General features: G+C 56.1%; 13 protein-coding genes and 1 tRNA gene. 7 read left to right on the top strand and 7 right to left on the bottom strand.

What is annotated here, in order from left to right:
- The first annotated feature begins 1 nt into the window (after position 1).
- Entirely contained in the window at positions 2 to 754 is a 753-nt protein-coding gene (locus HK24_RS12525) for a glycosyltransferase family 2 protein (RefSeq protein WP_086634743.1), read from the top strand.
- A gap of 76 nt (positions 755 to 830) precedes the next feature.
- Positions 831 to 2,483: a glycosyltransferase family 39 protein gene (locus HK24_RS12520; RefSeq protein WP_086634742.1), complete on the top strand. Its 1,653-nt coding sequence runs from the start codon at positions 831 to 833 to the stop codon at positions 2,481 to 2,483.
- A gap of 17 nt (positions 2,484 to 2,500) precedes the next feature.
- Here HK24_RS12520 and HK24_RS12515 read toward each other — a convergent pair.
- Positions 2,501 to 2,576 (bottom strand) — tRNA-Ala (locus HK24_RS12515).
- 143 nt (positions 2,577 to 2,719) lie between these two features.
- Here HK24_RS12515 and HK24_RS12510 point away from each other — a divergent pair.
- Positions 2,720 to 3,025 carry a YggT family protein gene (locus HK24_RS12510; RefSeq protein WP_046900947.1) on the top strand — a complete coding sequence of 102 codons (306 nt, stop codon included), beginning with the start codon at positions 2,720 to 2,722 and terminating at the stop codon, positions 3,023 to 3,025.
- Positions 3,026 to 3,028: 3 nt separating this feature from the next.
- Here the strand turns inward: HK24_RS12510 and HK24_RS12505 are convergent, their stop codons facing one another.
- The 3 genes from HK24_RS12505 to HK24_RS12495 form a co-directional block, all read right to left on the bottom strand.
- Positions 3,029 to 3,241, bottom strand: a complete 213-nt coding sequence (locus HK24_RS12505) for a hypothetical protein (protein WP_046900363.1) — start codon at positions 3,239 to 3,241, stop codon at positions 3,029 to 3,031.
- A gap of 182 nt (positions 3,242 to 3,423) precedes the next feature.
- Entirely contained in the window at positions 3,424 to 4,887 is a 1,464-nt protein-coding gene (tldD, locus tag HK24_RS12500; protein ID WP_086634741.1) for a metalloprotease TldD, read from the bottom strand.
- A 76-nt stretch (positions 4,888 to 4,963) separates the two neighbouring features.
- A complete protein-coding gene (locus HK24_RS12495) occupies positions 4,964 to 6,127 on the bottom strand; it encodes an aminotransferase (protein ID WP_086634740.1) in 1,164 nt (387 codons plus the stop codon).
- A 529-nt stretch (positions 6,128 to 6,656) separates the two neighbouring features.
- Here HK24_RS12495 and glnA point away from each other — a divergent pair.
- The 3 genes from glnA to HK24_RS12480 all read left to right on the top strand — a co-directional run bounded on the left by glnA (position 6,657) and on the right by HK24_RS12480 (position 9,775).
- Positions 6,657 to 8,039, top strand: a complete 1,383-nt coding sequence (gene glnA, locus HK24_RS12490; RefSeq protein ID WP_046900948.1) for a type I glutamate--ammonia ligase — start codon at positions 6,657 to 6,659, stop codon at positions 8,037 to 8,039.
- Between the two features lie 84 nt (positions 8,040 to 8,123).
- Positions 8,124 to 8,753 (top strand): trimeric intracellular cation channel family protein, encoded by a 630-nt coding sequence (locus HK24_RS12485; protein WP_064275503.1) that lies wholly within the window; start codon positions 8,124 to 8,126, stop codon positions 8,751 to 8,753.
- A gap of 29 nt (positions 8,754 to 8,782) precedes the next feature.
- Positions 8,783 to 9,775, top strand: a complete 993-nt coding sequence (locus tag HK24_RS12480) for an MBL fold metallo-hydrolase (RefSeq protein ID WP_086634739.1) — start codon at positions 8,783 to 8,785, stop codon at positions 9,773 to 9,775.
- A gap of 21 nt (positions 9,776 to 9,796) precedes the next feature.
- Here HK24_RS12480 and HK24_RS12475 read toward each other — a convergent pair whose 3' ends face one another.
- Positions 9,797 to 10,009 carry a heavy-metal-associated domain-containing protein gene (locus HK24_RS12475; RefSeq protein WP_046900368.1) on the bottom strand — a complete coding sequence of 71 codons (213 nt, stop codon included), beginning with the start codon at positions 10,007 to 10,009 and terminating at the stop codon, positions 9,797 to 9,799.
- Positions 10,010 to 10,093: 84 nt separating this feature from the next.
- Positions 10,094 to 10,405 carry a putative quinol monooxygenase gene (locus HK24_RS12470; protein WP_233126260.1) on the bottom strand — a complete coding sequence of 104 codons (312 nt, stop codon included), beginning with the start codon at positions 10,403 to 10,405 and terminating at the stop codon, positions 10,094 to 10,096.
- Positions 10,406 to 10,563: 158 nt separating this feature from the next.
- On the opposite strand from HK24_RS12470, the gene HK24_RS12465 reads away from it, so the two are divergent.
- A complete protein-coding gene (locus HK24_RS12465) occupies positions 10,564 to 11,034 on the top strand; it encodes a YbaK/EbsC family protein (RefSeq protein ID WP_086634737.1) in 471 nt (156 codons plus the stop codon).
- Positions 11,035 to 11,097: 63 nt separating this feature from the next.
- Here HK24_RS12465 and gcvP read toward each other — a convergent pair whose 3' ends face one another.
- Complete coding sequence (gene gcvP / locus HK24_RS12460) at positions 11,098 to 13,935, bottom strand: aminomethyl-transferring glycine dehydrogenase (protein WP_086634736.1); 2,838 nt, start codon at positions 13,933 to 13,935, stop codon at positions 11,098 to 11,100.
- Positions 13,936 to 14,008 lie beyond the last annotated feature (73 nt).

Here is a 14,008-nt window from a genome sequence, read left to right as displayed (position 1 = left end):
TATGACATCCGTCCGCCCATCCCAGACTCCTGTGACGCTTTCCATTGTCATGGCAGTCCTGAATGAGGCGGACAATATTCTACCTGTCTGTCAGGAACTCGCCGGAGTTCTTGATGGCTTCCCGGAAAATACTGAAATTCTCGCCATCGACGATGGCAGTACAGATACCACTGTCGAAAAGCTTCTTGAAGCACGACGTCAGTATCTTCCAAATCTTAGAATTCTTAGCCACCCACGGCGCCTTGGCAAATCTGCTGCTCTGAGAACCGGAGCAACAGCCGCTCATGGCGAATGGATGGCGACCATTGATGGCGATGGTCAAGACGATCCTTCTTCCATCATCCGGATGCTTGAACTGGCGCGTTCAGCCAATTCCAAGCCGCCGCTGGTGGTTGGTGTCCGTCGAAAAAGGAATGACCGTCTCTCCCGGCGCATTGCGACAAAACTGGCCAACGGCTTGCGCCGTCGCCTTCTGAATGATGGTTGCCCGGACACCGGGGCGCCTCTCAAACTTTTCTCTCGTGAGATGTTCCTGCGTATTCCGCAGTTTGAGGGTGTACACCGCTTTCTACCGGCCCTCCTCGGACACTATGGCGCCCCGCTGATCTGCCACGAAGTTCAGCACCGTGCTCGTCTGCACGGCTCATCAAAATACACCAACTTCAATCGGGCTCTTGTTGGCATCCGTGATCTTCTGGGTGTCATGTGGCTGCAAAACCGAACCCACCTGCCCGATCGTCTGACCGAACACTGATCCATCCTTTAACGAGGATAGCCTTTCAGACACTTTCCGGCCACCATTCTCTGATGGACCGGAACGGAGCCTCTGCATGAAACTGACATTCCGGCATTATGCCCTCCTCGGGCTAGTGACCTTTCTGCTTGCCTTGCCGGGACGCATGACATTGCCCCCGCTGGATCGTGACGAGCCACGTTATATGGAAGCGTCAGAGCAGATGCTCACATCCGGAAATTTCGTAGACGTCCGCTTTCAGGACAAGCCACGCTATTTGCAGCCGGCTGGCATCTACTGGCTTGAAGCCTCTTCTGCAAAAATTGCGGAAGAACTCTTTGGCTCAGACGTTCTGCGCAAAACCTGGCCCTATCGCATTCCAAGCCTCATAGCCGCCGCCCTCATCATTCCCCTGACAGCCTGGATAGGAAGCGCACTTTTCGGAGCCGTTACCGGTCTGATGGCTGCGGGCCTCCTGATGGTTTCGACGCTCTTTGTTGCCGAAAGCCATATGGCGACAATCGATACAGTCCTACTCCTGGATATCCTGTGCTTTGAAGCGATGCTTCTGAGGGCATTTCTCGATCGTCAGAAGAACAGTCCGACATCTGTTTGGGTTGCGTGCGGTTACTGGCTGGCGTTGGGCGTCGGCCTAATGCTCAAGGGCCCTGTTGTTCTCATTCCAGGCTTTTGTACCCCATTGGCTCTATGGGCTGTCGAACGTGATCGAGAGTGGTGGTCCAGACTGCGTCCACGCTGGGGTTGGCTGCTCATGCTTGCCGTAGTCGTTCCCTGGTGTGTCGCGATTGACGTTGTCAGTCACGGGGACTTCTTTTCACGCGCCATTGGCCGTAATTTTCTGGGGAAAGTAGCACATGGCCAGGAAGCTCACGGCCTACCACCAGGATTCCATCTTATTGTTTTTGCGCTAGCATTCTGGCCTGGATCTTTTTTTGCTGCTTTGGCAATTCCCTCAGTCTGGAAAAATCGCAAACTGCCTCAAGTCCGGTTTTTGCTGAGCTGGATTATCCCGCACTGGCTGGTCTTTGAATTGATCGCCACGAAGCTTCCGCATTACGTGCTCCCCACATATCCGGCCATTGCAATCCTAACTGCCGCGGCTCTAACGATTTGGGGTCGTCCAGCTCTTTCCAAATGGAGCAAAATCGCTCTCGGATTCTACGGCGTAATATGGGCCGCAGCTGGCTTGGCCTTCTGTTTCGCTGGCACGGTCGTTCTGTATAAAATGCAGCACATGCTTTCGATCCGCGAATGCCTGGCGCTCTTCGGAGCCCTCCCTCTCATGGGAGGAGCAATTCTTCTTTTAATCCGCAATCATCGGCAGCAGGCAGCTTTTTGCGCGATGGGTGCCGCTGTCATTGCACAGGCCGGCCTCTTCCTGGCTGTAATCCCCAATCTGCAAACCATTCGCCTGGCTCCCCGAGTGGCTGCACTCTTTGAAGACGTGAAGCCATGCGCTCAAACTGTGCTGGTTTCGACATCCTATTCCGAGCCAAGCTTGGTCTTCCTGGTGGGCGAACACACGCAGTTGATTGGCCCAGAAGCCGCGGCAGCTTATCTCCAGCAGCATCCTCGCTGCACCCTCGCTCTGGTAGACCGAAAGGATGAAAAGATCTTTCGGGATGCATTGAACCGAACCAACCTCAGCATCGTAGAATATGGCCGTATTCAAGGCCTGAACTACTCAAACGGTCATCGTCTTGACCTAGGCATGTTCGCCCCGGACTAAATTCCTGGAAATTGCCATGGTGGAGCTGAGGGGAATCGAACCCCTGACCTCCTCATTGCGAACGAGGCGCTCTCCCAACTGAGCTACAGCCCCATGGCATTTTTGATAGTTCCCATCAGTCCGGTTTCTGTCAAGCAATCCGGATGAGGTTGTCCTGTCTCGCCGAGGCAGATACAAAACCTGTTCCTGGCTGGCCGCTTACCCGGTCTTCCGCGTTTTCCGACGAGGTTTTCAGCATGCTTGCCCTGCACGCCATTATCCTGATGATCATTCAGGCATTCGTATGGGCTCTTCTGGCTTACTGTATCCTGTCCATGCTGCTGGGCTTTGGCGTTCTGGATATTCGTAACCGGTTTTTCTACTCGCTCTTCAACACCCTCGCGCGCGTCGTCGAACCGATTCTGGCCCCTATTCGGAATATCCTTCCCAGCACAGGCGGCATGGACTTCGCGCCGATGGTCCTGCTGCTGGCAATCCAGTTTCTGGTCTATCCCTTGGTCAACCGTGTGTTCGCCATGCTGATTTACCACCCGGCTTTCTAAGACTCACCGGACTGCGCGCCACACTTCCTCCAGCGCATCAGCCAAGTCATTGTGCGGCTCACTCCACTGGCCTGAGTGCGTCGGCGGTTGCATCCAGGCGCGCCACCCTTTTCCGGGCTCACGTTCAATGCGAACAGACCAGTCTTCAGGCAAGCGGCTTAACACACGTTCCATCCGAACCTGACTGGTCAGTGGCTTGGCGTAATTATGCCCCATGGTGGAGCTCCTTTCACAACGTGAACTCCTGAGCTGCAATGACCATGGCAAAAACAAAAAAACCGGACATCACAGCTCAAAACATCTTATGCCTTTTAAATAGGCACGATGCTGCCAGCTGCAATATCCGGAAATGAGTTGCGGCTACTCTAAGAGCCGGAAAGCCGGAGAGTTTTACCCTGTCAGGCTGTGCCACCTACCGTCAGGCCAGACAACTTCAACGTTGGTTGCCCCACTCCGACAGGTACGCCCTGACCGGCTTTGCCGCATGTCCCAATTCCCGGATCAAGCGCCACATCTGACCCGATCATCGAAATCTGGTTCATGGCATCTGCACCGTTTCCAATGAGCGTCGCACCCTTCACCGGGCGCGTCACTTTTCCATCTTCAATCAGATAAGCTTCAGACGCCGCGAAAACGAACTTCCCGGACGTAATATCAACCTGACCACCGCCAAAATTGACGGCATACAGTCCACGCTTTGTAGAGCGGATCATCTCGTCGGTCGTCGCTGTTCCTTCAAGCATCACCGTATTCGTCATACGTGGCATAGGAGCATGAGCGTAAGATTCCCGACGGCCATTTCCCGTGGAAGACACACCCATCAGACGGGCATTCAGGCGATCCTGCAAATAGCCCGTCAGAATACCGTCTTCGATCAAAACAGTCCGTCCCGTTGGCGTCCCTTCATCGTCGATGCTCAAAGAGCCCCGACGCTCAGGTAGTGTGCCATCATCAATAACCGTCACCCCAGGAGCAGCCACACGCTTCCCGACCATACCGGTGAAAGAGGATGTTCCTTTCCGGTTGAAGTCCCCTTCCAGCCCATGGCCAACAGCTTCATGGAGCAGAATACCTGGCCATCCTGGCCCAAGCACCACATCCATTTCTCCTGCAGGTGCCGGCGCTGCATCGAGGTTCAGCAGAGCCTGCCTCAGAGCTTCATCAACTGCGGCTTTCCATGTTGCGCCATCCAGAAGACGATCCAGTTCATACCGTCCCCCCTGTCCATGACTACCACTCTCGCGACGACCGTCCTTTTCAACCACGACCGATACATTCAGACGGACCAGCGGACGAAGATCCGCAACGCGATCTCCAGCATCCGCGCGACGCATGATCTGCACGGCCTGCCACTCGGAACTCAGACTGGCACTGACCTGAACAACGCGGGTATCCACACCACGGGCATAGGCATCTATTTCGCCCAGAACTGCCGCACGCGCTGCAAAGTCAGTTCCCTCCAGCGGTCGGGAATCAGAATAGAGACGCTGATTGGTTGATCGCGGGCCCGGCGCCATCACGCCACTTCGTCCCTGTCGCACGGCACCGACTGTGCTAACCGCACGTGCCAGAGCGTCTTCGCTCATTTCATCAGAATGGGCGAAAGCCGTTTCCGTTCCCAGGACTGCGCGCAGTCCAAAACCTGAAGAGGTTGTGAAACTCGCTGATCGGATTGTCCCGTCATCCAGTGAGATCCCCTCATTTTCGCGGTATTCGAGAAACAGTTCTCCATCATCTACCCCTGCCAACCCCTGTGCAACCAGTGCTTCGGCACCCTCCCGCGTCAGTCGGGAACCGGGGCGGTCAAAAAACAGGGCATCAGTTGTGGCAAGGGCTCCCAGCGCATCTGCGGCAATGGACATCGGGGTAATCTCCTGGCTGAGAGGATGGTGAAGAACTAGAAATGGGTCATAGCACGCGAATTGAAAGAGGCCGCCTTCAGGTGAGTGCTTTTTCGAGGCGACGCAGGGCTTCCTGAAGAATTTCCGGCTTCTTGCAGAATGCAAAGCGGATCATGTTGCGTGGCGGTTCAGCGCCCTCCGGGTCATAAAAGGCAGAGACCGGGATTGTTGCCACGCCTCCATGCTCAACCAGCCATTCGGCAAACTCCACATCCGTTCGTCCCTGAGCATGACGTGACGTATCCGCCACGACAAAATAGCTTCCATCTGCGGGAAGTGTCTCAAAACCGAGGCGATGCAATCCTTCAACAAGAATGTCTCGGCGCAATTCCAGGTCAGCGGACAAACTTTTGTAGTAGCTGTCGTCCTTATTGAGACCATGCGCCACGGCGCGCTGAAGATTAGGAGCCGTTGCAAACACCAGCACCTGATGAGCCTTGGCAACCACAGACGCCAGAGCCGCGGGCGCTGTGACATACCCGACTTTCCATCCCGTCAGAGAAAAGCTCTTGCCTGCGCTCCCAATGCGCATGCAGCGCTCCCGCATATTAGGAAGCGTCATGAGGGGAATGTGTTTCACGTGAAACGTCAGGTGTTCGTAAACTTCGTCACAGATCACATATGCATCATGTTCCTTCACCAATCCTGCAATCAGCTCAAGTTCAGTCTGTGAAAAGACCTTGCCCGCAGGGTTCATCGGAGAGTTAAGGATCATGGCCTTTGTTTTGGGGCCAAAGGCTGCACGAAGCTCTTCTTCGGGAAGCTTCCAGTGTGGCGGCTGAAGACGGACGCACTTGGGAACCGCGCCTATCATCTTGAGCATGGGAAGATAGGTATCATAGAGAGGTTCGATCAGAACCACTTCATCACCAGCTTCCACAACAGCCATCAGGCAGGCTGCCAGAGCCTCCGTTGCTCCAGACGTCACAACGACCTCTGTCGCCGGATCAATCTCAAGCCCGTAAAAACGCCGGTTTGATTCAGCGACAGCCTGCCGCAACTCCGGCAACCCCGTTAGCGGCGCATACTGGTTTCTATTATCCTTCAGCGTTTCAGCCGCGACGTTGATAATATCCGCCGGACCTTCAGTATCCGGAAAGCCCTGCCCCAGATTAATTGCATCATACCTGGCAGCAAGCTGAGACATAATCGTGAAAACGGTCGTGGGCAGCGAAGACAGATAGGTATTGGGCGTTTTCATGGACCAGCGCTTTTAAGACATGGAACGGAAGAGAGGCCTCACCATTGCAGGACCCGCTCGTCCTGAAAAGCCATTCCCTGCGCTTTGGTCCTCACCTCACGTTCTCAGTTGAACAAACGTCTTTTTGGAATCAGTACCCGCACAGTAACTATGGAATTCCCGATCAATAAAATTTTCCCGATCGGACAACACCCCGGCAAGTCAGAGCTTCCCCATCCCTGATCGGCCAGAAAAACGCGTCCAATCAGGCCAAGTGCCATTTTGAGACACTTTCTTTCTTCAATTGATGATGAAATGAAGGTGTATGTCGTACTCGACAGATGGGAAATTGTCCCGTAATCGTTTTGAAGCCGTTCACACGATGCAAGGCGACAGATCGATGGCCAGAAAAGCCCCTACTTCCTCCACCGCCAAACCGAAAGCTGCAGCTCCACGCCGCGCTTCCGCCAAGGCTGCTTCCCCCAAGACAACCGCCGCAGCTGGCAAGCCACCAGCACCGAAGCCCGAGGCCGTTGCCCGCGTTTTCGAGATGATCCAGGAACATGCGGCTGAGTTCGTCGATCTGCGTTTCACCGATCCCAAGGGCAAGTGGCACCACACGACCCAGACGGTCTCCACCATTGAAGACGACACGTTCGTTGAAGGCTTCATGTTCGATGGCTCGTCCATCCAGGGCTGGAAAGCGATCAACGAGTCCGACATGGTCCTGCTGCCAGATCCGGAAACGGCCGTCATGGACCCGTTCTCCGCAAAGCCGCAGCTGATCCTGTTCTGTGACATTATTGATCCCAAGACAGGCAACTTCTACAATCGTGATCCCCGTTCGACGGCCAAGCTTGCAGAAGCCTATCTGAAGGAAGCCGGCTTCGGCGATACCGCTTTCTTCGGCCCGGAAGCTGAGTTCTTCATCTTCGACAACGTCCAGTTCGGCACCGGCCCGAACTTCGGCACGTACCAGCTCGACAGCATCGAAGGCCCAGGCGCATCTCTGAAGGCCTACCCGGAAGGCAACATGGGCCATCGCCCTGTCGTCAAGGGTGGTTACTTCCCGGTCCCGCCAGTGGACAGCGAGCATGACCTCCGCGCCGAAATGCTCTCCACGATGGGCGAAATGGGTCTTCCGATCGAGAAGCACCATCACGAAGTTGCACAGTCCCAGCACGAGCTTGGCACAAAGTTCGACACGCTTGTGAAGTCTGCTGACTTCATGCAGATCTACAAGTACTGCGTGCACAACGTCGCCCACTCCTATGGCAAAACGGCCACGTTCATGCCGAAGCCGATCTCGGGCGACAACGGTTCCGGCATGCACGTTCACCAGTCCATCTGGAAAGACGGCAAGCCAACCTTCGCTGGCGACAAGTATGCGGACCTGTCCGAAGACGCACTGTTCTACATTGGCGGCATTATCAAGCACGCCAAGGCTCTGAACGCGTTCACGAACCCGTCCACCAACTCCTACAAGCGCCTGATCCCGGGCTTTGAAGCGCCCGTGCTGCTGGCTTACTCCGCTGCCAACCGTTCAGCTTCGTGTCGTATCCCGCACGCCACGAACCCGAAGGCAAAGCGCGTTGAAGTCCGCTTCCCGGACCCGATGGCAAACCCATATCTCGCGTTCGCAGCCATGCTGATGGCCGGCCTTGATGGCATCCGCAACAAGATCCACCCTGGCGACGCCATGGACAAGGATCTGTACGAGCTGCCGAAGGAAGAACTAGCTCAGATCCCGACGGTCTGCGGTTCGCTCCGTGAAGCCCTCGAAGCTCTCCAGGAAGATCACGCATTCCTTCTCGAAGGCGGCGTTTTCACCAAGGACCAGATCGAGAGCTACATCGACATCAAGTGGCCTGAAGTCTACAAGTTCGAACACACACCCCACCCGGTCGAGTTCGAGATGTACTACTCGGTCTAATCCGAGCAGACTTCTGCAAAACGGAGAAGCCCGGCCTTTGCGCCGGGCTTTTTCGTACCCGCTTTCCCTGTTACGGCACCCGTCATGATGCATCCCGCTTTCGAGGCTTTTTCAACTTCCGTCCTGCCAATTCTGGATATTGCCGGAACGGCCGTCTTTGCCGTTTCAGGAGCCCTCGCCGCCGCACGGGAACGCCTGACAATCCTGACTTTCATGTTCTTCGCCGCCATTACAGGTGTTGGCGGTGGAACCGTGCGCGATCTGCTGATCGGTGCACCTGTCTCATGGATGCATAACTCCACTGGCATCACTGTCTGCATGGTCTGCGCCCTGCTCGTCTGGTTCACGCCAGGTCGCCTCTGGTCCGAGCGCGCCGTAGACTGGTTCGACGGAATGGGTATTGCGGCTTATGGCGTGTATGGCGCAGCCAAAGCCATTGCCTATGGCATCCCACCTGTTCCAGCCGCTCTGATGGGAATTGTCAGTGCCTGCATGGGAGGCATTTTTCGCGATGTGCTGGCTGGCGTCCCATCCATCATCATTCGTCCAGAGCTGTATGTTACTGCTGTTGCCCTCTCATCGTGCAGCTATGTGCTGCTGACAAAAGCAGGGTGTGACACCACACTGGCGGCTGCCATCGCCATTTTCGCAGGGTTTGCCCTTCGCGCACTTGCTCTTCTCAAGGGACTGTCGCTACCGCATTATCGAAAATAGCCCCTCCTCACGGAAAAGAACGCCCGCTCATGCGCATCGCCCCCGTCCTGAAGGGACTTCTAGCCGCTCTCCCTCTGCTTCTTTGTGCCCCCATAGCGCACGCCTCAGACTTTGATATCGTCGTACTGGGATCCGCCGGGGGCCTGGATGACGGAACGTTAAGCGCCTACCTGATCCGGCCTGAAGGTTCTGACAAAGGCGTTCTCTGCGATGCGGGAACCGTTCTGCATGGCCTGAAAGACGCCGCAAAAGCGGGTGCGTTCAAAACCCTTTCTCTCAAGTCCGCAACACTGACGCCGGAAGGGGAAATCCTTCACACGACCATTGCGGCCTATCTGATCAGCCATGCTCATCTGGATCATATTGCCGGTCTGGTCGCCATCTCCCCGGATGACACACCCAAACCGATCATGGCCCTCGCATCCGTCAACGCCATTCTCGCCAAACATATCTTCAACTGGCAGATTTGGCCCAACATGGGCGACCAAGGCGTCAAACCCCGGCTCGGCACATACCGCTATGACGACCTAACACCCGAGAAGCCAACACCTATTAGCGGAACATCTTTGCAGGTTCAGGCCTATCCATTGAACCACGGCGGTGTGGAATCAACAGCATTTCTGCTCACAAACGGCCCAGACGCCCTGCTCTATCTCGGAGATACCGGGCCAGACGCCCCACAGCACTCAGATCACCTGCATCGTCTCTGGCAGGCTGTCGCGCCCCTTGTGCGTCAGAAACATCTCCATGCCATCATGATAGAGTGCTCTTATGACAACTCCATTTCCGATAGCCACTTGTACGGGCATCTGACGCCGCACTGGGTAGAGGCAGAACTGGAAGATCTTCAGCAGATCGCAGGCGTTTCGCTCAAAAATCTGCCCGTCGTAATCACGCACGTCAAACCGACACTCAAACGCCAGCAAGATCCCGTTCTGCGCATTCATAAAGAACTGGAAGCGGGCAATACAACAGGCGTCCACTTCATTATGGCAGCCCAGAACCTGCACCTCAGGCTCTGACCGCCAAAGGCAATCTCTCAGTCAGCCAACGACGTCAAAGCCAACGTCTTCCACTGTCTCTTTTAGCGCCGCCGTAGAAACCTTGGCATCGTCATACTGAATGACAGCCTGTGCTGGCTCCAGGGTTACATCCGCAGCAGAAACGCCAGGAACAGCTTCAAGGGCTTTCTGGAGCTTGCCTGAACACCCTGTGCAGGACATGCCTTCGACCTGAAATGTTACGGTTGCTGTCATGGGTGTCTCTCCTTCGTGCATGGTTTGCCGCCCCAACAGCGACACATCAGAAGAGACATATTCCCGCTGGAATTGAAACAGCTTTCAGATCGCGTCACTGATTTCATCAAGCGGCGTCACCTTCATCAACTGCACAGAAGCATCCAGACGATCCAGCAACGCGGCAAGAGACCTAAAATGTGGCGTCTCCAGATGCTGCTCGAAAGCCTCAGTCGAAGCCCAGCGCTCCTCGGCCGTGAAGCGTCCTGCATGGTCCTGATCGCGGCTGATTACGTAACGCTGGCAGCCTTCTTCCGCACGTGATGCAACAACGCAGCGTACCAGTTCCAGCTCCAGTTCTCGTGCCTGGTCAGACGATACAGTTAGAATGGCGACAACACAGGCAGCATGACTCACGATGTTTTCCTCACAAAAAAAGATACAGGATCTGGTTCCCATCGGTAAACTGATGGCCCTCGCCCCTGTGGGCTGCCATTTCTACAAGATACGTTTTCTGAAATCTCCCCCATGTTTCACATGAAACATCTTCCCGAAATTTCCGGAGGCACCTATTCATGAGTCTTGAAAGCGTAAGGACTGATCTCGCCCAGCGCGCGCCTGATCTCTCCATCATCGTGACGGAGCGTTCCACGGCTACCGTTGAAGAGGCTGCTGCCACACACAATGTCGAACCCGATCAGATTGCCAAAACACTCGGCGTGAAGGTTGGGTCATGTCCACAGGCTAAAATTGTTCTGATCGTTATGGCAGGAACAAAACGTCTGGATAATCGTCTGACAAAAGACGCCCTGGGAGGGCGTCCCCGCTTCCTTAACGGAGAAGAAGTGCTGGCACTTACAAGCCATCCGCCCGGCGGCGTTTGCCCCTTTGGACTATCAGAACCACTTCCCGTTTATTGCGATGAGTCTCTTCGCGCATTTAACATCGTGATCCCTGCTGCAGGTGCCACCAATGCCTCTGTCATGCTCACCCCGGCTCGTCTGGCAGAACTGACGTCTGCACAGTGGGTCACCGTCACATCCTGATAGACCATAAAAAAGGCGCCCCTTTTTGAGGGCGCCCTTTTCTACTCAGAAAACAGATTAATATTATGCGTCTGCGTAAGTCGAAATATCCGGGCACGAACACACCAGATTCCGGTCGCCCCATGCGTTATCCAACCGTCCGACAGGCGACCAGTACTTGGACGTGTTAACCCCACCCGGGAAACAGCCCTTCTCCCGCGCATAGGGGCGACCCCACTCACCGGCCAAGTCAGCCGTCGTATGAGGCGCAAACCGTAGCGGGCTATCCTCTACGGCAACTGTCCCCGCTTCCACGTCCGCAATTTCTGCCCGAATGGCAATCATCGCATCGCAGAACCGATCCAGCTCGACCTTCCCCTCGGACTCTGTCGGCTCGATCATGAACGTCCCCGCTACGGGGAAACTGACCGTCGGCGCATGGAACCCGTGATCAATCAAACGCTTGGCAATATCGTCCACCGTTACACCAACCGCATCCTTGATCGGCCGCAGGTCAACAATGCACTCATGCGCCGTAAAGCCGTTGCTACCCCGATATAGCACCGGGTAATGCGCTTCCAGACGCGCCGCGATGTAGTTCGCATTCAGAATGGCCACCTCCGTCGCCCGGCGCAGCCCCTCATCCCCCATCATCATGATGTACGCCGCAGAGATCGGCAGAATGGACGCTGAACCATACGGCGCAGCAGAAACGGCGATCCCGTTCTGGCCTGGCCGATACGGCGCCAGATGGCTGCCCACACCAATCGGCCCCATGCCTGGCCCACCACCGCCATGCGGAATGCAGAACGTCTTGTGCAGATTGAAATGCGAAACATCAGCCCCGTACAGACCCGGCCGCGCCAGACCGACCTGCGCATTCAGGTTCGCACCATCCAGATAAACCTGCCCACCAGCCGCATGAACAAGATCACAGATCTCGACAATCCGTTCCTCAAACACACCATGCGTGGACGGATAGGTAATCATGATGGCCGCCACACGTCCATCATGCTGCGCGATTTTTGCCTTCAGATCTTCAACATCAACGTTCCCGTTGCTGTCACAGGCCACAACAACGACACGCATTCCCACCATATGGGCAGAAGCCGGGTTTGTCCCATGGGCGGATGCCGGAATCAGGCACACATCCCGATCCATATCCCCACGCGCCTGATGATACCCACGGATCGCCAGAAGCCCCGCAAACTCACCCTGCGCACCAGAATTCGGCTGAAGCGATACAGCATCATACCCCGAAATCGCACACAGCGTCCGCTCCAGATACGCAAACAGTTCCGCATATCCAGCCTGCTGATCTTTCGGAGCAAACGGATGAATCCGCCCGAACTCAGGCCAGGTGATGGGAATCATTTCCGCCGTTGCATTAAGCTTCATCGTGCAGGAGCCCAACGGAATCATCGTCCGATCCAGCGCCAGATCCTTGTCAGACAGGGACCGCATATACCGCAGCAGATCCGTCTCCGAACGATGAACATGGAACACCGGATGCGTCAGCAAAGCCGCCTGACGGGACAGCGCCTGAGGCAGACCTTCTTCAACAGAAAGCTCGCGCTCCAGAACCGCAACACGCGCCTCATCCGCCCCAAAACACTGCCACAGCGCCCGGATGGTCTCAGGCGTGGTCGTCTCATCACAGGACAGACCAATCCGTCCTTCGCCCGCATCACGCAGATTGATCCCGGCATCCAGAGCCTTGGCAAGAATGCCTTGCGCGTCGGAACCAGCCTGAACTGTCAGCGTGTCGAAGAATGTTTCCGTCTCAACCGTCACACCCAAAGCCTTCAGACCCGCCGCCAGAATAGCCGCCAGACGATGCGTGCGACCCGCAATCGCCTTCAGCCCTTCCGGTCCATGATACACCGCATACATGGACGCAATGACAGCCAGCAGAACCTGCGCCGTGCAGATGTTGGACGTCGCCTTTTCACGGCGGATATGCTGCTCACGGGTCTGCAACGCCAGTCGATACGCCGGGCGCCCAGCGCTATCACGGGACACGCCTACCAGACGCCCCGGCATGTGCCGCTTGTAAGCATCCTTCGTCGCCATGAACCCGGCATGCGGGCCACCACCACCCATCGGCACGCCATAACGCTGCATGGACCCGATGGCGATGTCCGCGCCCAGAGCCCCCGGGCTTTCCAGCATCACAAGAGCCAGCGGATCACAGGTCACGGCAACAATACCGCCCTGAGCATGAACAGCCTCAATCACGGAACGCGGGTCACGCACGGCCCCAGAAGAGCCCGGATAGGACAGCAGCACACCAAACACGGACGCCGCATCCAGATCCGTCGTCGGATCACCCACCACAATCTCCCAGCCCAGCGGCTCGGCCCGCGTCTTCAGAACAGCCAGCGTCTGCGGGTGCGTGTCGGCATCTACGAAGAACCGGTCGGACTTGGACTTGCAGACACGCTTGGCCAGCGCCATCGCCTCCGCACAGGCCGTGCCCTCATCCAACAGAGACGCATTGGCAATATCGAGCCCCGTCAGATCCGCCACAAGCGTCTGGAAGTTCAGAAGCGCCTCAAGGCGCCCCTGACTGATTTCCGGCTGATACGGCGTGTAAGCCGTGTACCAGGCCGGATTTTCCAGAATATTGCGCTGAATAACCGGCGGAAGAACCGTGTCGTAATATCCCTGCCCGATCATGGACGTCAGAACACGGTTCCGGGACGCAATCTCCCGCAGACGCGCCAGAGCCTGCTGCTCCGTCAGTGCCTCACCAATCCCATGATCGCCACGATCAAGAATGGCTTTCGGAACCGTCCGGTCAATCAGATCCTCAAGGCTGGACGCCCCGATCGTCTGCAACATCTCCGTAATTTCAGAGGAGCGTGGGCCAATATGGCGGGAGCTGAAGTCTTCGGTCTGTTCAGGCCACAGGATCGTCACGGTATCGTTCTCTGGAAGTCTTGATGGGCAGGGAAAGAAAAATGGGCCCGACAAAAGCCAGACCCATCACAGA

The sequence above is a fragment of the Gluconobacter sp. DsW_058 genome (assembly GCF_002153615.1).
Classification (GTDB): domain Bacteria; phylum Pseudomonadota; class Alphaproteobacteria; order Acetobacterales; family Acetobacteraceae; genus Gluconobacter; species Gluconobacter cerinus.
The sequence above is the reverse complement of the archived record's forward strand: the minus strand, read 5'-3'. Positions and strand labels throughout refer to the sequence as shown.